The following is an 18,235-nucleotide window of genomic DNA, read 5'->3' on the forward strand; positions in this document are numbered from 1 at the left end:
CGCCGATGAAGGGACAACCCGGGCAGCGCCTGGTCTTCGGGGTGATGGCGGGCATCGCCAGGCCATTGATGAACCTGCTGATGGCCAAGACATGGACGGGGTTCGAGAAGTTGCCGGAAGGCGGCTTCATCGCCTGCCCGAACCACGTCACCGAGATCGATCCGGTGGTGGTGGGCCACGCGTTCTACAACCACGGCCGGTTGCCGCGGTATCTGGCGAAGGAATCGCTGTTCAAGGTTCCGGTGCTCGGGAATGCACTGCGCGCCTCCCGCCAGATCCCCGTCACCCGGTCCTCCTCCAGCGCCAACGGCTCCCTCGCCGTGGCCCGGGAAGTGCTCGATGCCGGGGACGTCATCATCATCTACCCCGAGGGCACCCTCACCCGTGATCCGCACGAATGGCCCATGCGCGGACGCACCGGTGCGGCCCGGCTGGCCCTCCAGACCGGCGCCCCCGTGGTGCCGATCGCGCACTGGGGCGCCCAGCAGGTCCTGCCGCGCTACGGCAAGTCCCTGAAGATCCTGCCGCGCAAGCGCGTCCGCGTCCTAGTGGGGGAACCCGTCGACCTGTCCGACTTGCGGGATCTCCCGCTGACCCGTTCCGTGCTGGACGAGGCCACCACCCGGATCATGAACGCCCTGACCGCGCAGGTGGCCTCCCTCCGGGGCGAGACCCCGCCGCCCACCCGCTGGGACCCCAGCGAACACGGTCAATCCTCCACCGGGAGGTTGTCCATCGACGAGAAACCGGCCGACGACGACGACACAGCGGGAGGCAGCACGCGATGAGGCCAGCACCACGCAAGATCGCCGTCCTGGGCGCCGGAAGCTGGGGGACCACCTTCGCCAAGGTCCTGGCGGATTCCTGCACCGAGGCGGGAACCGCCGTCCAGGTGTGGGCCCGTCGGCCCGAGGTGGCCGAGGAAATCACCACCCGACACACCAACACCACGTACCTGAAGGACACCCGGCTCCCGGAGAACATCACGGCCTCCTCCGATGCCGCCGCCGTCCTGGCAGACGCCGACCTGGTCGTCCTGGCCGTCCCGGCGCAGCAGGCCCGGCGGCAGTTGCGCGACATCCGGCACCTGATGCCGGCCGGGGCCGTCATCGTTTCGCTCATGAAGGGCCTGGAACGGGACACCGACGCCCGCATGACCGAGGTGATCGCCGAGGAACTGGCCTGGCCCCGGGACGCCATCGCCGTGGTCTCCGGACCCAACCTGGCCATGGAGATCGCCCGGGAAGAGCCCACGGCCTCCGTCGTGGCCTGCCCGAACGAGGACACCGCAGCGTGGATCGCCAACGCGTGCTCGCCCGAATACTTCCGCCCCTACACGAACACTGACCTGGTCGGCGTGGAGATCGGCGGCATCGTCAAGAACGTCATCGCCCTGGCCGTGGGCATCTGCGACGGCCGCGGCATGGGAGACAACACCAAGGCATCGGTCATCACCCGCGGCCTCGCCGAGACCACGCGCCTGGCCCTGGCCGTGGGTGGGAAGCTCGAGACGATGTCCGGGCTGGCCGGTCTCGGCGACCTGGTGGCCACCTGTTCCTCGCCGCTCTCGCGCAACCGCACTGCCGGGAGGCACCTGGGCAACGGGCTGAGCCTGGAGGAAGTGAACGAGGCTATGACCCAGACCGCCGAGGGCATCAAATCCGCGCGCGCCGTGCTGGACCGGGCCCGGAGCGCCGAGGTCGAGATGCCGATCACCGAAGCCGTCGTCATGGTCCTGGAAGGCAAGCTCACCGTTTCCGACATGGCCGAGCGGCTGCTGGGCCGCGAACTGAAATCCGAAGGAGAGGCCTCATGAGCCAGGACAACGCCGCCAAAACACGGGTCGCGCTGCTCTTCGGTGGCCGCTCCCCGGAGCACGCCGTGAGCTGTGTGACCGCCGCAGGCATCCTGCGGGTGCTCGATCCGGCGAAGTACGACGTCGTGCCCATCGGCATCACCCGCCAGGGCCAATGGACGATCACCGAAGCCGATCCCGAGTCCTGGTCGCTGAGCTCGGGTACGGCCCCGGAGATCGAACCGCGCTCCGAATCGCTCCAGCTCTCCCGCACCGACGGCGGCAGCGAACTGATCGGGCACAGCGCCTCCGGCGCCTTCCGCAGCCTGGGATCCGTCGACGTCGTCTTCCCGGTGCTCCATGGATCATTCGGCGAAGACGGGACCGTCCAGGGACTGCTCGAGCTGGCCGACATCCCCTATGTGGGCTCAGGAGTCGCGGCCAGCGCCATCGGCATGGACAAGCACTTCGCCAAGCTGGCCTTCGCGGCCGCCGGGTTGGAGGTCGGGCCCTACGAGGTCATGACCGACAAGGAATGGCAGCGTGACGGCGGTGCCTGCCTGGCACGCCTGGCCCGGTTGGAGTACCCGCTGTTCGTCAAACCGGCCCGCGCCGGCTCCTCCGTCGGGGTCAGCCGCGTCGCCGACGAGGCCGGACTTATCGAGGCCATCGACGCCGCGCGCGAGCACGACCCGAAGGTCATTATCGAGCAGGGGATCGCCGGCCGCGAGATCGAATGCGGCGTCCTGGAAGGCCGCGGATCCGCAGCGCCCCGCACTTCGCTGCCGGGGGAGATTGCCGTGACGGCCGGAGCGGACACCTTCTACGATTTCAACGCCAAATACGTCGACGGGGGAGCAGCCGAACTCAGCTGCCCCGCGGACCTTCCGGCGGAGCAGGTGGAGGCGATCCGTGCACTCGCGTCCACCGCCTTCGACGCCATCGGCGGAGAGGGGCTGGCGCGGGTCGACTTCTTCTACACAGACGACGGCCGGTGGGTCATCAACGAGATCAACACCATGCCGGGGTTCACTCCGGTGAGCATGTACCCGAGGATCTGGAACGAGACCGGGCTCGGCTACGCGGAACTGGTGGACGAACTCATCTGGCTGGCGCTGAACCGGCGCACCGGGCTGCGCTGACCCGACCGCGTTCGCGGGGTGGCGCTACGGCAGGTCTTCGGACTTGTCGAGCGTGCTGCACTGTCCGTCCGCGGGAATCCGTTGCGCGGCGCTCGCGAGCTCGGCGAGGACGGAACTGGACGGGACCTCGTCGGGATTGAAGAGGACCTCGGTGGCCGGGTCCCGCCCGTACGTGGTCAGGGTCCACGCCACGTCGCCTTCCTTGGCCACCCAATCGACGCCGTTCACCGACACGCACGGATCCGTAGTGGGGCCCGGGACATTCACCCCGCACCGGAGGATCACCTTGGACGGATCCCCCCAAACGGCGGTCGCCTGGCTGGTAGTGTCGCGTAGCTTATAGCCGGCCAACTCGTCCGGCATCGTCACCATCATGTCGGCACACCGCGGGTTGGAGGCATCCGCAGCGGGCTCGACATTGGCTGGCGCCGAACAGGCCGACAAGGCCAACCCCGACAAAAGCACGGCGAGGGCGGCAACCGCTCGGCGGCGGGCACGGGAATCAACAAGCAAACGCACCCATCCACTGTATCGCTTCTGGTCACCGCTAGGATGGGACGGCAAGTATGGCGAGGAAAGGCTGACATGTCAGACGACAACATGGGTTATGACTACGGGCAATCGGAGCGCAAGAAGAAGCACCCGGTCCGGGCGACCATCATCACCCTGCTGGCATTGGTCGTGATCGCAGCGGTCGTCGCGGGAGGATATCTCTTCTCCCTGGCCAAGAGCTTCGACACCAAGAGCCAGACCATCGAATCGGCCTTCCCCGCGGAATCCGCCCGTCCCGAGAAATCGGACACCGGAGCGAAGAACATCCTGCTGCTCGGCAGCGACTCGCGCGGCGGATCCGGGGAAACCGAGAACCTCGCCGGAGTGCCCAACGCCGGCCGCTCGGACACGATCATGCTGGTGCACATTCCCGCAGACCGCAAGGACGTCTTCGTCACCTCGATCATGCGCGACACCTGGGTGCCGATTCCCGGCAAGGGAACGCACAAGATCAATGCAGCCTTCTCCTACGGAGGCGTCCCCAAGGCAGTGCAGACCATCGAAACGCTGTTGGACACGCGCATCGACCACGTTGCCTCCATCGACATGGAGGGCTTTAAGGGACTGACCGACGCCTTGGGCGGCGTCGACATCAACGTGCCGATCGGGTTCACGACCAACAACGGGCACCGCGACTTCTCCTTCTCCGCCGGAATGCAGCACATGGACGGGGAAGAGGCGCTGGCGTTCGTGCGTGAGCGCAAGTCGTTCAAGGACGGCGACTACCAGCGGGTGAAGGACCAGCAGATCTTCCTCAAGGCCGTCGTGAACAAGCTGCTGGCCCGGGACACCCTGACCAACCCGGTCAAGATCTCCAACATCGTCAACGAGCTCTCGCCGTATGTCTCCGTCGACGACTCCCTCGACGCCGCGGAACTGGGGCAACTCGGTCTCTCCCTGGCTGGAGTGCGGGGCAACGACCTGCACTTCTTCACGCTGCCCAACCTCGGCGTCGGACGTTCCAACGACGGCCAATCCATCGTCCTTCCCGACAACGACGCCATCGACGAGCTGGCCGCGGCGCTGCAGGATGACACCGTCGACGAATTCGTGCGCACGCACGGACTCTGACCATCCCGTGAGGGGAACGAACATGACTGCCAAGATCACCACCGGGGTTCCCGGGGCGGTAGCCTGGCTGGAATCCATGGTGGGCTCGCTGGCAAACCACAGTGACCGCCTCGACGCCATCAACATCTTCCCGGTGGCCGACGGAGATACCGGTTCGAACCTTTACCTCACTGCCCGCACGGCACACGACGCCGTCTCCGTCCTGCAGACCGATGACCTGGGGGAGTACCTGGCCACCGCCGGACGAGCCGGCATGGAATCGGCGCGGGGAAACTCGGGAACGCTGCTGGCCGTGTTCCTGCTCGGCTTCTCGGAACCGCTGCGGGGCCATCCGAGACTGACCGGGCCGCTGGTCGCGGCGGGGCTCGAGAGCGGCAGGGTCCGGGCCTGGTCCGCGCTGAGCGACCCGGTCCCGGGGACCATGCTCTCCGTCGTCGCCGCGGCCGCGCAGGCCGCAGCCGCGGCGGTCGCCGAGTCAACGGCCGACGCGTCCAGCCGTGCCCAATTGCGCGAAGTCCTCGACGCGATGCAGACTGCCACCCGTGCCTCGGTGGTCAGCACCGAGAACCAGCTCGGCGCGTTGGCGAACGCCCGGGTCGTCGACGCCGGGGCCGTGGGGATGATGTTGGTGCTCGACGCACTCGTCGCCGCGGTCACCGGGGAAGCGATCGACGAATCGCGGTACACGCCGTTGCACGGTTATGGGATCCAGGACCCGCACATCCACGCAGACTCGCCGGCCGAAGACGGGGTCGAGGTGATGTGCACCATCGCGCTGGACGCGCTGAATGCCGCCACCCTTCGGGCGAAGCTTGATTCGATCGGGACCTCGGTGGTCATGAGTGCCGTCAACGACGGTGCCGAGGGCTACCGGTGGCGAGTCCACGTCCACGTCCCGGAAGCCGAGGATGCCCTGCAGGCGATCCGCGAGGCAGGAAACCCGGTGAACGTCTCGATCACAGACCTGTGCACCCGCGATGCCTGATTCGACCTCGTTCGGACCCGACACGCCGCTGCGGAACGCCGTCGGGGACAAGCCGGCGGCTGCCTTGGCGAAGGCATTTTCCTATGCGACCTGCGGGGACCTGCTGCACCATTTCCCCCGCAGGTACCTGGACGTCGGGGAACTGACCCGTATCGACGAACTCCCGTTCGGGGAGGCCGTCACCATCGTCGCCCGGGTGGTCTCCTCCGAGCAGCGCAGGATGCAACGCCGCAAGGGAATGCTGTTGCAGGTCTCCGTCGAGGACGAACTCGGTGACGCCCACGGCCGGTTGACCATGACGTTCTTCAACGGCTACAAGGCAGCCAAGGACCTCGCTCCCGGGACCGTGGCCATGTTCAGCGGCAAGGTCGGCGTATACCGACAGTCCCTCCAGCTGGCGCAACCAGAATATGCGCTGCTCGACACCGCGGACGAGGCCGAACCACGGCCCATCCCCATCTATCCCGCCACGGCGGTCGTACCCAGCCAGGCCATCCGAGCCATGATGGACCTCGTCCTGGCCGGCGTCACCGCCGAGGCCTACCCCGATCCGCTGCCCGGCTCCCTGCGTTCGCGCCATCAGCTGCCGGGCATGGCCCGCGCGCTCCACGCCGTCCATGCGCCCGAGACCGTGGCCCACGGTGAAGCTGCCAAAAGGCGCTTCCGCTACGACGAGGCCCTCGTGCTGCAATTGGCCCTGGCCGAACGACGGGCCCACCGCTTCCGGCAGCCTGCCATGGCGCGCGTCGGCGGTGTGGACGGCATCCTCAACCGGTTCGAGGAATCCTTGCCCTTCACGCTGACCGAAGGACAGGTGACCGCCGGCTTGGAGATCTCCGCCGACCTCGCCCGCGATCGGCCGATGAACCGGCTGCTGCAAGGTGAAGTCGGCTCCGGCAAGACCGTCGTTGCCCTGCGTGCCATGCTCCAGGTGATCGATTCCGGCGCGCAGACCGCGCTCATGGCGCCGACCGAGGTCCTCGCGCAACAACACTATGCCTCGATCTCGCGCATGCTGGGTGCCCTGGGCCGGGGCGGGCAGCTGGACGGGGACCCCGACGGCACCCGCGTGGACCTTCTCACCGGATCCATGCCCGCAGCGCGCCGCAAGGAGGTCCTCCTGCGGGTGGCCTCCGGCCAAACCGGCATCGTCATCGGCACCCACGCATTGCTGTCGGAGAACGTCATCTTCGCCGAGCTCGGGCTGGTCGTCGTCGACGAGCAGCACCGCTTCGGCGTCGAGCAGCGCGACACGCTGCGGGCCAAGGGCAAGCTGCAGCCCCATATGCTGGTCATGACAGCCACCCCCATCCCCCGGACGGTGGCCATCACGGCCTTCGGGGACCTGGAAATCAGCAGCCTGGCGGAACTTCCCGCCGGCCGGGCCCCGATCAGCACCTACGTCGCGAACCTGAATGACGAGCGGTACCGCAACCGGCTCTTCGCCATGATGCGCGAGGAAGCCGACAAGGGCCACCAGGTCTACCTGGTCTGCCCGCGCATCACCGAGCAGGCGGCCGAAGAGGACATGGACCCGGCCTGGCCGGAGGACGACGGCTCCACCCTGCCAGGTGCCTGGGGCGAGCCCTCCGGCGCGGGGGGCGCATCCGGTCCGTCGAAGGCAACCGTGGAGCAGATGTACCGGCACATCACCGGCCTGGACCTGTTCGCCGGCGTCAGGATCGGCATGCTGCACGGACGCATGTCCGGCGAGGAGAAGGCCGAGGCCATGTCCGGCTTCGAATCGGGGGAGACCCAGATCCTGGTGTCCACGACCGTCATCGAGGTGGGGGTGGACGTCGCTAATGCCACGGCGATGGTGATCCTCGACGCCGAATCATTCGGTGTGTCCCAATTGCACCAGCTGCGCGGCCGCGTGGGACGCGGCGGCCTGCCCGGAACCTGCCTGCTGGCCACCTGGCTCCCGGCCGGACACCCGGCGTTGAAACGGCTGCAGGCAGTCGCCGCGACCACCGACGGCTTCACGCTGGCCGAACTCGACCTGGCCGACCGCCGGGAGGGGGACGTCCTTGGGTCCCGCCAGTCCGGCGGGCAGAACACCCTGAAAATCCTCCGGGTGGTCCGGGACCGCAAGATCATCGAAGCGGCCCGCACCGATGCTGAGGAGATCGTGGACAGCCTCGGCGGCCTGGCAGCGTACCCGGATTTGCGGCAGATGGTGCACGACTGGGTGGATGATGACATGCAGGCATTTCTGGAACGGGGATAGGGGATATGGGACGCATCATTGCCGGCACGGCCGGGGGACTGGGACTCAGGTCGGTACCGGGGGACGCCACCCGCCCCACCACCGACCGGGTCAAGGAAGCACTCTTCTCGCGGCTGGAAAGCCGCGACGAGCTGGACGGGGCACGCGTCCTGGACCTCTACGCGGGCTCCGGTGCCCTCGGAGTGGAAGCAGCCAGCCGTGGGGCCCGCGCCGTCGTCCTCGTGGAGCAGGCGCCCAAGGCGCTGGCGATATGCCAGGCCAACGCCGCAGTGGTCAACCGGCACCTGCGCAACGAGACCGTGACCGTGCGGCGCGGAGCAGTGAACACCTTCCTGGCCGCCGAGTCGGACTCCGGACGCGGATGGGACCTCGTGTTCATGGATCCGCCCTACCCGCTGACCGAGGACGACCTGGCCGCGACACTGCAGTCCCTGGTCCCGGTCCTGAACGACGATTCCCTCGTCGTGCTGGAGCGGTCGACCCGATCGCCCGAACCGGTCTGGCCGGCCGGATTGGCGGCGACATCGTCGAAGAAGTACGGAGAGACGACCCTATGGTTTGCGGAACCCGTCGAGGCCGACGCCGGATAGCACGCTGCCGGGGTGTGGGCCGAGAGCGCGCAGGGCGTCCATCCGCTCGTCGTTCCACGGAGCATCGGTGCCCATGAGGATGAAGTTTCCGGGGAACCGGCCGCCGAACAAGTCGGAGGGCGCGGCGACGGTGACCTGGCGGTAGGCGGCCTCCATGACCCGGAGTTGTTCCCGCACGAATGCCAGGGGAGGGTCATCGCCCACATTGACCAGCGAGATGCCCCCTGGTTTCAGCTGCGCCCGGAGCTCCTCGTGGAAGGACGGCTCGCGCAGGTGCGCCGGGGCATCGGCCCCGGCGAAAACGTCCAAGACGATCGCGTCGAAGCGTTCCTCCAGCAGTTGGGAGGCCAGGACGTCCCGGGCATCGTCGATGACCAGCCGCAGCCGGGCCGGCTCCGAGACCGGCAGGTTTTCGGTGACGAACCCCAACAACTCGCGTTCCGAGTCCACCGCCAGCTGGCCGCTGCCCGGCCGCGTCGCCTCCACATAGCGTGCGAGCGTCAGGGCGCCGGCACCGAGATGCAGCACATCCAACGGTGTCCCGGGCTCGGTGATCAGGTCCAGATGGTTGGCGAGCCGCCGCAGGTATTCGTAGAAGATGTCCGTCGGGTCGGCCAGGTTCACGTGGGATTGTTCGGCACCGCCGATCGAGAGCACCCAGGCACCCGGAACCCAGGTATCCGGTGAGAGGCTGGCATGCTGGCCCACCCCGGCCAGCCACCGCCGGCGGACCCCGTCGCCTCCGCCACTCATCTGCTGAGGGTCTCCGGCAGGGACGAAAGGCGCTGCGTCGCCTCGCGGAGCACCTCGGGCCGCTTGCAAAAGGCGAACCGGAGGAGCGTGCGCGTCGCCTCGGCACCCTCCTCATGGCAGAACACCGACAGTGGAATGCCCGCGACGCCGACGGTTGCGGGCATTTGCCGGGCCAGGACCGCGGCGTCGTCGAACCCCAGCGGCGCGACGTCCGCCACCACGAAATAGGTTCCCTGTGGCCGGTATACGGCCATGCCCGATGCCTCGAGACCATCGGCCAGCTGCCGTCCCCGAGCCCCGAGATCCTCCGCGAACCCGCTGAAGTAGTCCTCCGGTAACTTCAGTGCCTCGGCCACGGCGGGCTGGTACGCAGGTCCGGAACTGTAGGTCAGGAACTGCTTGACGGTGCGTATCGCCGCCACCAGGTATGCCGGCCCGGTGGCCCAGCCCACTTTCCACCCGGTGAAGGAAAAGGTCTTTCCAGCAGACGAGATCGTCAGGGTCCGCTCCCAGGCGCCGTCAAGGGAGGCAACGGGGACATGGGACACGCCGAAGGTGAGGTGTTCGTAGACTTCGTCGGACACGATGAGGACATCGTGGCGCTGGGCCAGCTCCACGATCTGTTCCAGGACCCCGCGACCAAACACGGTACCCGTCGGATTATGGGGGTTGTTCAGCAGGATCATCCGCGTTCTGCCCGTCACCGCGCGCTCGAGCTCGTCCGGGTCGGGCTGGAAGTCCGGCGCCCGCAGCGCAACTGTGCGGTGGACGCCCCCGGCCAGGGCAATGGCTGCCCCGTAGGAGTCGTAGAACGGCTCGAAGGTCAAGACCTCGTCGCCTGGATTGACCAGGGCCAGCACGGAAGCGGCAATGGCCTCGGTGGCGCCCGTAGTCACGACGACGCCGGAGGCAGGATCCGGAACCAGCCCGTAGAAGCGTTGTTGGTGGGCCGCAATGGCTTCCCGCAACTCGGGGATGCCAGCACCGGGGGCATATTGGTTGTGTCCGGAGCGGATGTTGGCTGCGGCTGCCTCTGCCATGAAATCCGGGCCATCGGTATCCGGAAAGCCCTGCCCGAGGTTGATGGCGCCGTGTTCTGCTGCCAGGACGGTGATCTCCTCGAAGATCGTCGCCGCCAGACGGCCGTCGGAGCCGAGAAGGTTCGCGCCGTGAGCGGTGCGCTGCCATGGATAACTAGGGGACATGGGCACCAGTATGACAAGGACGCGCCCCAGGTGACGATTAGTGACCGGCAACGGGGCCACGGTTGGTAGATTGCAGGTATGCGCCGTGCCGTCTGCCCCGGATCCTTCGATCCCATCCACAAGGGCCACGTGGAAATCATCGCCCGAGCCAGCAACTTGTTCGATGAGGTCGTGGTCGCCGTATCCACCAACTATGCCAAGAAGTACCGCTTCGCCCAGGACGAGCGGATCGCCATGGCACGCGAGACCCTGTCGGGACTGGCCGGGATCACCGTCGAGCCCATGGGCGACGGACTGCTCGCGGACTTCTGCCGCGAGATCGGGGCCGATGCCATCGTCAAGGGGCTGCGGTCCGTGGTGGATTACCAGTATGAAATGCCCATGGCCGCGATGAATCGCCACCTGACCGGCGTCGAGACCGTCTTCCTGTCCGCCGACAACAGGTACTCGCACATCTCGTCGTCGCTCATCAAGGAAGTCCAGGGACTGGGCGGTGACGTGGACGAATACCTGCCCCGTTCGGTGGTGAACCGATTCCGCAACGGCCGGTAGTCGTCCTATCCATCGTTGCGGCCAGTCTTGTAGAGTCAAAGTCATGACTGAGACACAACGCATCACCAAAGCGGTGATCCCCGCCGCGGGTCTGGGGACCCGCTTCCTTCCCGCCACCAAGGCCATGCCGAAGGAAATGCTCCCTGTCGTTGACAAGCCGGCGATCCAGTACGTCGTCGCCGAGGCTGCCAAGGCCGGGCTGAGCGATGTGTTGATGATCACCGGACGCAGCAAGCGCGCACTGGAGGACCACTTCGACCGCGTGCCCAGTCTGGAAAAGGTCCTGGCCGACAAGGGCGACGACGAGAAACTCCGCTTGATCCAGGAAGCCACAGAGCTCGGGGAGATCCATTACGTACGGCAGGGGGATCCACGAGGTCTTGGCCATGCAGTCCTCCGCGCCAAGAGGCATGTAGGCGATGATCCATTTGCGGTACTGCTCGGTGACGACCTGATCGACGAGCGCGATGAGCTGCTCAGCGAAATGATCCGCGTCCAGCAGGAGACTGGGGGATCGGTCATCGCACTGATGGAAGTGGACCCGTCCCAGGTGGGTTCCTACGGTTGCGCCGACGTGACCCCGGTCGATGGCCAGGACTACGTCAAGGTCAACCGGCTCGTGGAAAAGCCCAAGCCGGAGGAAGCCCCATCGAATTTGGCTGTCATCGGCAGATATGTCCTGCACCCCAGTGTCTTCGAAGTCCTCGAACGCACCGAACCCGGTCGCGGAGACGAGGTCCAGCTCACGGACGCACTCCAGGAACTGGCCAGCTCCGAGGAAATTGGAGGCGGCGTCCACGCCGTCGTGTTCCGCGGACGGCGTTACGATACCGGCGACAAGCTCAGCTACATCCAAGCGGTCATCAGCCTCGCATCCGAACGCCACGACATCGGAGATCGGCTGGTTCCCTGGCTTAAGGAATTCGTCGCGGACCTGGACCGCTAGACTTCTTGCACGGCGTCCCCACAGCGGGCTCCCAGATTCGGGAGCTAGGCTGTCGGGCGTCGAAGCGACGGAACCGAATCCGCGCGCCAACGGCAGCCACCCCATGGGCGTGGCTCCAGCGCACGCAGGGAGAATTTTTTGAACAGCACGCAACCTGGATCGGGCTATGTCCCGCGCCGCATGGCGCCACCGAAGAAACACCGGGCACGAACGATCCTCATCGCCGTTGCTTCCGTCGTTGTCCTGGTGGCGGTCGTCGCCGGCGGATACGTGTTCACGCTCGCTAATACCTTCGACGGGAAGACCGAAACACTTCAGTCGGCGTTCCCGGACGAGGAGGGAAGGCCGGTCAAGGATCCGGGAGACGCCTCCATGAACATCCTGCTTATGGGAGCCGATTTCGGCGGCGCCAACCAGGTCACCAGCAATGTCATCGAGTCCGGCGGGACGGGCCAACGATCCGACACGATGATGCTGGTCCACATCCCGGCCAACCGCGAAGGTGTCTACGTCATGTCGGTCATGCGCGATACCTGGCTGGAGATCCCCGGCCACGGGATGAACAAGATCAACGCGGCCATGGCCTTCGGGGGCGTCCCCTTGGTGGTGCAGACCTTCGAGGGCCTCTTCGACACCAAGATCGACCACGTGGCGGTCATCGACTTCCAGGGCTTCCGGGACCTGACGACCGCACTGGGCGGCGTCACCGTGCAGAACGACATCGCCTTCACCGCCAACGACACGGACTACTTCTACCCGGTGGGCGAACTGAACCTCAAGGGCGACCGGGCACTGCGGTTCGTGCGCGAACGCAAGTCCTTCGTTTCCGGGGACTACCAGCGGGTGAAGAACCAGCAGAAGTTCCTCGACGCGGTGATCAACAAGATGCTCGCCGCGCAGACGTTGACCAACCCCGCCACGCTGTACCAGGTCATCGACAAGGTCTCCCCCTATCTCACCCTGGACAAGACGTTCGATGCCCAGACCATCGCCGGTCTCGGCCTCCAGCTGAAGGACCTTCGGCCCAACGACGTCCATTCCTTCACTTTGCCTACCGCGGGAACCTCGCGCTCGGCGGACGGGCAATCCATCGTGCTCAAGGACCAGGAAGCCATCGACCGCGTCGGGCGGGCGTTGCGCTCCGACACCATGAAGTCGTACCTGTCGGAGGAATCGGAAGCCGGCAGCGCGACGTCCTCGGGTGTGGCTCCCGGCACTCCCTAAGTCCGCCGTTTGGCCCCGCTCGTCCCGTAGAATCGGAATTCCCCTGTCCGCCACCGCGGACCGGGAACAACAACCACTGAGGAAGCGCATAGATGACTGTGGCCCAGCAGGACGGCCCGCGGACCCTACACCGGGTGGGCGCCCGTCCGCACTTCTTCGACTACGTGCGCCAGGCCTGGGCGCGACGCGACTTCGCCTTCGAAATGGCCAAGAGCCGGATCCAGGCGACCAACCAGCGCAACCGCCTCGGCATGTTGTGGATCATCTTCAAGCCGACCATGAACGCCCTGATGTACGGCCTGATCTTCGGCCTGCTGCAAGGCTCGAGCCGGCCTGCCGACTTCCCCATCTTCGTGGTCATCGGCGTCTTCCTCTTTGAGTTCTTCAGCTCCTCGATGAACCAGGGGGCCAAGGCCATCACCAGCAACCAATCGCTGGTCCAATCGCTGTCCTTCCCCCGGGTAACCCTGCCCTTTTCCACCGTGATCGAGCAGTTCCTCTCCCTGATGCCCATGCTGCTGGTCATGTTCATCTACTGCACGATCCTGGGGGCCTATCCGAAACCCAGCTGGTTGCTGATTATTCCGCTGATCGCCATCTTCAGCGTCTTCAACATGGGCGTGGCACTGATTTGCGCGCGGCTGACCGTGCACATCCGGGACCTGACCCACCTGCTGCCCATCTTCACCCGCATCCTGTTCTACACCTCCGGCGTGCTGTTCAGCGTCGACAGGATCCTGAACCAATGGCCCTGGATGATCCGGGTCTTCGACTTCCATCCGGTCTACCAGGTGCTGCAAATCGCCCGAGGATCCATCCTGGACTCTGTCGCCTTCCCGAGCCTGCACGCGTGGGTGGTGGTGGTCGTCTGGTCCGTCGCCGTCGCCATTTTCGGCATCGTATTCTTTTGGACCGCAGAGGAGCGTTATGGCCGAGACAACTGATTCCCCCGGACTGAACACCCCCGGGCCAGGCGGCCGGTATCGGCACGACCAGCGTCCCCAGATCGTGGACCAGATCGACGTGAACGAGCCGGTCCACGTGAACGCTGCAGGAGGCCTGAACCAGCCCCGCCCCGAACTCCTGCAACCCGACGAGAACGGCCGCCAGCCCGTCGTCGTCGTCGATGACCTCCACGTCACCTACAAGGTCTTTTCCAGCGGCAAGAAGGCCGGGAAGGCCGGCCTCCGCCGGCTCATGTCCACACAGGTGCGCGGCATGCGCTCCGTGGAAGCGCTCCGGGGGGTCTCCTTCACGGCCTACGAGAACGAGTCCATCGGCATCATCGGGCCCAACGGTTCCGGCAAGTCGACGTTGATGCGGGCCATCGTGGGCCTGACACCGCCCTCCCAGGGCGCCGTCTACGCTTCCTCCCGTCCCAACATGCTGGGCGTGGGGGCCGCGCTCATGCCGGACCTCTCGGGCGACAAGAACATCACCCTCGGCGGACTTGCCTTGGGGTTCACCCGGGATGAGATCGAACGGCTGCGCGAGGACATCATCGCCTTCGCCGAACTCGAGGACTTCATCGACCTGCCGATGCGCACCTATTCCTCTGGGATGTCCGCCCGCCTGAAATTCGCCATCGCCGCGTCCAAGCAGCACGACATCCTCATCGTCGACGAGGCCCTGGCGGTGGGCGACGCCCGCTTCCACCGCCGCAGCGAGGCGAAGATCCGCGAAATCCGGGAGAACGCGGGTACCGTCTTCCACGTTTCGCACTCCATGAAATCGATCAAGGAAACGTGCAACCGCGCGCTGTGGATCAACCACGGGAAACTCGAAATGGACGGCGAACCCGCAGAGGTCATCGCCGCCTACCGCGAATGGCGCAAGTGATGGAGCGCGAGGCGAGCCCCGGCGTCTCGTACGTGATGCCGGTGCTCAACGAGGCCGATTACGTCCGCCAAGCGGTCGAGAGCATCCTCGGACAGGAGTACGACGGCGAGCAGGAGATCGTCCTCGCCCTGGGACCCAGTACCGATGACACGACGCGCATCGTCGAATCCATGGCGGCGACGGATTCCCGTGTCCGCTACGTCCACAACCCGGCGTCCCGGACGCCCATCGGGCTGAACCTGGCGATCAAGGCGACCCGCCTGCCCGTCGTCATCCGGGTGGACGCCCACAGCATCCTCGCGCCCGACTACACACGCCGTGGGGTCGCGACGTTGCTGCGCACGGGGGCCGCCGACGTCGGGGGCCTGATGGCTGCCCGCGGCCGCAACGACCTCCAGCGTGCCGTTGCCGCCGCCTACAACTCCCGCTACGGCCTGGGTGGCGCCGCCTACCACGCCGGCGCACCCGAAGGTGAAGCCGAATCCGCCTACCTGGGGATCTTCCGGCGCTCCATCTTCGACGAGGTCGGCTTCTACGACGAATCGTTGTGGCGCGGCCAGGATTGGGAACTGTGCCTGCGCATCCGCAAGGCCGGGCACAAGATCTGGTTCGACCCCGAGTTGAGCACCGCCTACTTCCCGCGTGAGGACTTCGGGCCCCTGGCCGCGCAAAGCTATGCCTCCGGCGTGTGGCGTGGGGAACTGGCACGCCGTCACCCCGAGGGAAAGTCCTTGCGCCATCTGCTCCCGCCGGCGGCCCTGTTGGCGTCCTCGGTGGGTGGCCTGGCCTGGTTTGTCCCGCTGGCCGATGCCGGGCCGGTCAAGGGGATGCTCCTGCGGGGCTTCCGCGTGGCGCCGCTGGTCTACGCGGGACTGGTCGGCTACGCCGCAGCCACGACGGACCACCTGCGTCCGACCCAGCGGTTGCTGCTGGCGCGCGTGCTGCCCACGATCCACTTCCCCTGGGCCGCGGGCTTCATCCGCGGCCGGTTGCGGGGTTCGGGGAACACCGTCGACACCGGCCGCGGACGGTGCAGGAGGACCACGTGATCGTCGAGGACCGCCCCCCACGGCCCACGCTGGACCAGCTCCGTGCCGTGTGCCAGCCGCCAGAGGTCCGCGCCCGGCGCAACGCCGAACACTGGACGGCCGAGCTGTACCTGCGCCACATCTCGATCTACCTCACCGCCCTGCTGATCCGGACCCCGATCACCGCCAACGGGGTGACCGGGCTGATGATCCTGTCCGGCTGGGCCATGTCCGCCGCATTGTTCATCCCCGGGATCTGGGGGCCGCTGCTCGCCGTCGTCCTCTCGCAGCTGCAGTTGTACTTCGATTGCTGTGACGGCGAGGTCGCCCGCTGGCGCCAGACGCAGGGGCCCAAGGGCATCTTCATCGACATGGTCGGGCACCACACCACCGAGGCGCTGCTGCCCATCGCCCTGGCCTTCCGGATCGCCCTCGGGGACCGGGGGGACGCCGCCGGCCTGGACTACCGCATCCTGTTCATCGGTGCACTGGTCGCGCTGCTGCTGGTCCTCAACCGCTCGCTCAGCCTCATGGTCCACGCGGCCCGCGGCATGGCGGGGCTGGGGAAATTGCCCGACACGGGGGAGGCCCGGGCCATCCCCGCCACGTCCGTGCTCGGCAAGCTGCGCCGGGCGGCGCGGTTCCTTCCGTTCCACCGGCTGCTGCATGCCGTGGAACTGAGCCTGCTGGTGCTCGCCGCCTCGATCATCTCGGCCGTCCTGGCACAGCCGGGACTGGCCGAAAGCTGGCTGCTGTGGGCTCTGCTCCCCGTCACCATGTTCGTGAACCTGGGGCATTTCACCGCCACCATGGCCTCGTCCAGACTGAGCGCGTAGGAGATCGCCTTGGCCCAGCGCGGCACCCTGAGCACCCCGCCGACCATCGGCGTAGTCATCCTCACCATGGGGGACCGCCCCCAGGAGCTCCGGCGAGCGTTCGCCTCCCTGGAATTCCAGCAGGGGGTCGACATCGACGTCGCCGTGGTCGGCAATGGGTGGGACCCGGCGACCATGCCCGGCGGATTGCCTGCGGGCTTCACCCCGGTGTACTTGGAGGAGAACCTCGGGATCCCCGCCGGGCGCAATGCCGGGGTCCCCCATGTGCGCGGGGAGTTCATCCTGTTCCTCGACGACGATTCGTGGCTGCCGGACACCGACTTCCTGTCCGAAGCCGCCGCGCGGTTCAGCAAATACCCCGACATGGGCATGCTCATGCCGCGGATCGCCGATCCCGACGACCTCGAATCGCCCCGGCGCTGGATTCCCCGACTGAACAAACGCACGGCCCGGGAGTCGAGCAACATCTTCCACGTGGGGGAAACCTGCCTGCTGTTGCCACGGTCGGTCTTCGAGGCCACCCGCGGGTGGGCTGGCGGGTTCTGGTACGCCCACGAAGGCATCGAACTGGCCTGGCGGGTCTGGGATACCGGCCACCGCGTCTGGTATGCGGGCGACCTGCGGGTCTGCCATCCGGTGGTCGACCCGCGCCGGCACGGTGAGTTCTACCGGCTCAATGCCCGCAACCGCGTGTGGCTGGCCCGCAGGAACCTGCGCTGGCCCTTCAGCTGGCTGTATGTCGGATCGTGGACGCTGATCAACCTCATCCGGCTGCGCAACGACCCCAACGGCCTGCGCCAGCACCTGGCGGGCCTGCTCTCCGGCTACCGGACCTCGCCCTGGTACCAGCAACCGCGTCCCAAGCTCTCGTGGCGCACCCATCTGCGGATGACCTGGCCGGCCGGCCTCCCGTCATCTGAGCGTCCACCGCGGCAGAACACGGCCTGAACGGTCGGTGAACGACGCGGGCCCGTCGTCTAGAGTGATCATGGACCACCGTACCCGGATGACAGGTTGACCCATGACCAAGACCGTACTCACCTACGGGACCTTCGACCTTTTCCACATCGGGCATCTGAACATCCTGAAGCGCCTGAAGGAAAAAGGGGACCACCTAATCGTCGGTGTCTCCACCGATGACTTCAATGCGATCAAGGGCAAGAAGCCGATTGTCCCCTTCGACCAACGCATCGAAATCGTGCGTTCGATCCGGTACGTCGATGAGGCGATCCCGGAGGAGAACTGGGAACAGAAGCGCCTGGACATCGACAAGTACGGCGTCGACGTCTTCGGGATCGGCGATGACTGGCGCGGAAAGTTCGACGACCTCGAAGACCGGGTCGAGGTGGTGTACCTGCCGCGCACCAGCGGCATTTCGACGACGGAGATGAAGCGCATCCTGAGTGCCTTCGACGAGCGCCATGTCGCTGAATTGAAGAAGACCCTGGACAGCCTCAGCCAGATCGTCAAGGAATTGAGCTAGCTTC

At 66.6% G+C, this 18,235-nt stretch carries 19 protein-coding genes; 16 read left to right on the top strand and 3 right to left on the bottom strand.

The window, feature by feature from the left end:
• Positions 1-5: 5 nt before the first annotated feature.
• Genes AB8M85_RS15660 through AB8M85_RS15670 form a run of 3 tightly spaced genes read left to right on the top strand, consistent with a single transcriptional unit; the run spans position 6 to position 2,937 of the window.
• Positions 6-788 (top strand): lysophospholipid acyltransferase family protein, encoded by a 783-nt coding sequence (locus AB8M85_RS15660; RefSeq protein ID WP_372699769.1) that lies wholly within the window; start codon positions 6-8, stop codon positions 786-788.
• Positions 785-1,816 (top strand): NAD(P)H-dependent glycerol-3-phosphate dehydrogenase, encoded by a 1,032-nt coding sequence (locus AB8M85_RS15665; RefSeq protein ID WP_372699770.1) that lies wholly within the window; start codon positions 785-787, stop codon positions 1,814-1,816. The genes AB8M85_RS15660 and AB8M85_RS15665 overlap by 4 nt, the downstream gene beginning before the upstream one ends.
• Positions 1,795-2,937 carry a D-alanine--D-alanine ligase family protein gene (locus AB8M85_RS15670; RefSeq protein WP_372699837.1) on the top strand — a complete coding sequence of 381 codons (1,143 nt, stop codon included), beginning with the start codon at positions 1,795-1,797 and terminating at the stop codon, positions 2,935-2,937. The genes AB8M85_RS15665 and AB8M85_RS15670 overlap by 22 nt, the downstream gene beginning before the upstream one ends.
• Before the next feature lie 24 nt (positions 2,938-2,961).
• Here AB8M85_RS15670 and AB8M85_RS15675 read toward each other — a convergent pair whose 3' ends face one another.
• Positions 2,962-3,456 (bottom strand): DUF3515 domain-containing protein, encoded by a 495-nt coding sequence (locus tag AB8M85_RS15675; protein ID WP_372699771.1) that lies wholly within the window; start codon positions 3,454-3,456, stop codon positions 2,962-2,964.
• A 66-nt stretch (positions 3,457-3,522) separates the two neighbouring features.
• Here AB8M85_RS15675 and AB8M85_RS15680 point away from each other — a divergent pair, with 66 nt between their 5' ends.
• From AB8M85_RS15680 to rsmD, 4 genes are read left to right on the top strand one after another with little or no spacing between them, the layout of a single operon-like run.
• Positions 3,523-4,560, top strand: a complete 1,038-nt coding sequence (locus AB8M85_RS15680) for an LCP family protein (protein ID WP_372699772.1) — start codon at positions 3,523-3,525, stop codon at positions 4,558-4,560.
• A 22-nt stretch (positions 4,561-4,582) separates the two neighbouring features.
• Complete coding sequence (locus AB8M85_RS15685; RefSeq protein ID WP_372699773.1) at positions 4,583-5,545, top strand: DAK2 domain-containing protein; 963 nt, start codon at positions 4,583-4,585, stop codon at positions 5,543-5,545.
• Positions 5,538-7,775 (top strand): ATP-dependent DNA helicase RecG, encoded by a 2,238-nt coding sequence (locus tag AB8M85_RS15690; RefSeq protein ID WP_372699774.1) that lies wholly within the window; start codon positions 5,538-5,540, stop codon positions 7,773-7,775. The genes AB8M85_RS15685 and AB8M85_RS15690 overlap by 8 nt, the downstream gene beginning before the upstream one ends.
• A 5-nt stretch (positions 7,776-7,780) precedes the next feature.
• Entirely contained in the window at positions 7,781-8,365 is a 585-nt protein-coding gene (gene rsmD, locus AB8M85_RS15695) for a 16S rRNA (guanine(966)-N(2))-methyltransferase RsmD (RefSeq protein ID WP_372699775.1), read from the top strand.
• Here rsmD and AB8M85_RS15700 read toward each other — a convergent pair.
• Together AB8M85_RS15700 and AB8M85_RS15705 are read right to left on the bottom strand one after the other, a co-directional pair.
• The gene (locus AB8M85_RS15700) at positions 8,327-9,118 is read right to left on the bottom strand and encodes a spermidine synthase (RefSeq protein ID WP_372699776.1); all 792 of its coding nucleotides are present in this window, start codon (positions 9,116-9,118) and stop codon (positions 8,327-8,329) included. The genes rsmD and AB8M85_RS15700 overlap by 39 nt on opposite strands.
• On the bottom strand, positions 9,115-10,323 hold the full coding sequence (locus tag AB8M85_RS15705; RefSeq protein WP_372699777.1) for an aminotransferase class I/II-fold pyridoxal phosphate-dependent enzyme: 1,209 nt from the start codon (positions 10,321-10,323) through the stop codon (positions 9,115-9,117). The genes AB8M85_RS15700 and AB8M85_RS15705 overlap by 4 nt, the downstream gene beginning before the upstream one ends.
• A gap of 78 nt (positions 10,324-10,401) precedes the next feature.
• Between AB8M85_RS15705 and coaD the strand changes: the two genes are divergently transcribed.
• The 9 genes from coaD to AB8M85_RS15750 all read left to right on the top strand — a co-directional run bounded on the left by coaD (position 10,402) and on the right by AB8M85_RS15750 (position 18,231).
• Positions 10,402-10,875, top strand: coding sequence for a pantetheine-phosphate adenylyltransferase (gene coaD, locus AB8M85_RS15710; RefSeq protein ID WP_372699778.1), 474 nt, complete (start codon positions 10,402-10,404; stop codon positions 10,873-10,875).
• A gap of 43 nt (positions 10,876-10,918) precedes the next feature.
• Positions 10,919-11,821: a UTP--glucose-1-phosphate uridylyltransferase GalU gene (gene galU / locus AB8M85_RS15715; RefSeq protein ID WP_372699779.1), complete on the top strand. Its 903-nt coding sequence runs from the start codon at positions 10,919-10,921 to the stop codon at positions 11,819-11,821.
• A gap of 180 nt (positions 11,822-12,001) precedes the next feature.
• Positions 12,002-13,045: an LCP family protein gene (locus AB8M85_RS15720; protein WP_372699780.1), complete on the top strand. Its 1,044-nt coding sequence runs from the start codon at positions 12,002-12,004 to the stop codon at positions 13,043-13,045.
• Between the two features lie 92 nt (positions 13,046-13,137).
• Positions 13,138-13,989, top strand: a complete 852-nt coding sequence (locus tag AB8M85_RS15725) for an ABC transporter permease (protein ID WP_372699781.1) — start codon at positions 13,138-13,140, stop codon at positions 13,987-13,989.
• A complete protein-coding gene (locus AB8M85_RS15730; RefSeq protein ID WP_372699782.1) occupies positions 13,973-14,884 on the top strand; it encodes an ABC transporter ATP-binding protein in 912 nt (303 codons plus the stop codon). The genes AB8M85_RS15725 and AB8M85_RS15730 overlap by 17 nt, the downstream gene beginning before the upstream one ends.
• On the top strand, positions 14,872-15,933 hold the full coding sequence (locus AB8M85_RS15735; RefSeq protein WP_372699783.1) for a glycosyltransferase family 2 protein: 1,062 nt from the start codon (positions 14,872-14,874) through the stop codon (positions 15,931-15,933). The genes AB8M85_RS15730 and AB8M85_RS15735 overlap by 13 nt, the downstream gene beginning before the upstream one ends.
• Complete coding sequence (locus tag AB8M85_RS15740) at positions 15,930-16,748, top strand: CDP-alcohol phosphatidyltransferase family protein (protein WP_372699784.1); 819 nt, start codon at positions 15,930-15,932, stop codon at positions 16,746-16,748. The genes AB8M85_RS15735 and AB8M85_RS15740 overlap by 4 nt, the downstream gene beginning before the upstream one ends.
• Before the next feature lie 9 nt (positions 16,749-16,757).
• The gene (locus AB8M85_RS15745) at positions 16,758-17,696 is read left to right on the top strand and encodes a glycosyltransferase family 2 protein (RefSeq protein ID WP_372699785.1); all 939 of its coding nucleotides are present in this window, start codon (positions 16,758-16,760) and stop codon (positions 17,694-17,696) included.
• 73 nt (positions 17,697-17,769) lie between these two features.
• Positions 17,770-18,231 (top strand): adenylyltransferase/cytidyltransferase family protein, encoded by a 462-nt coding sequence (locus tag AB8M85_RS15750; protein ID WP_372699786.1) that lies wholly within the window; start codon positions 17,770-17,772, stop codon positions 18,229-18,231.
• The last annotated feature ends 4 nt before the right edge of the window (positions 18,232-18,235 follow it).

Source organism: Arthrobacter sp. JSM 101049 (assembly GCF_041679245.1).
Lineage (GTDB): Bacteria > Actinomycetota > Actinomycetes > Actinomycetales > Micrococcaceae > Arthrobacter_H.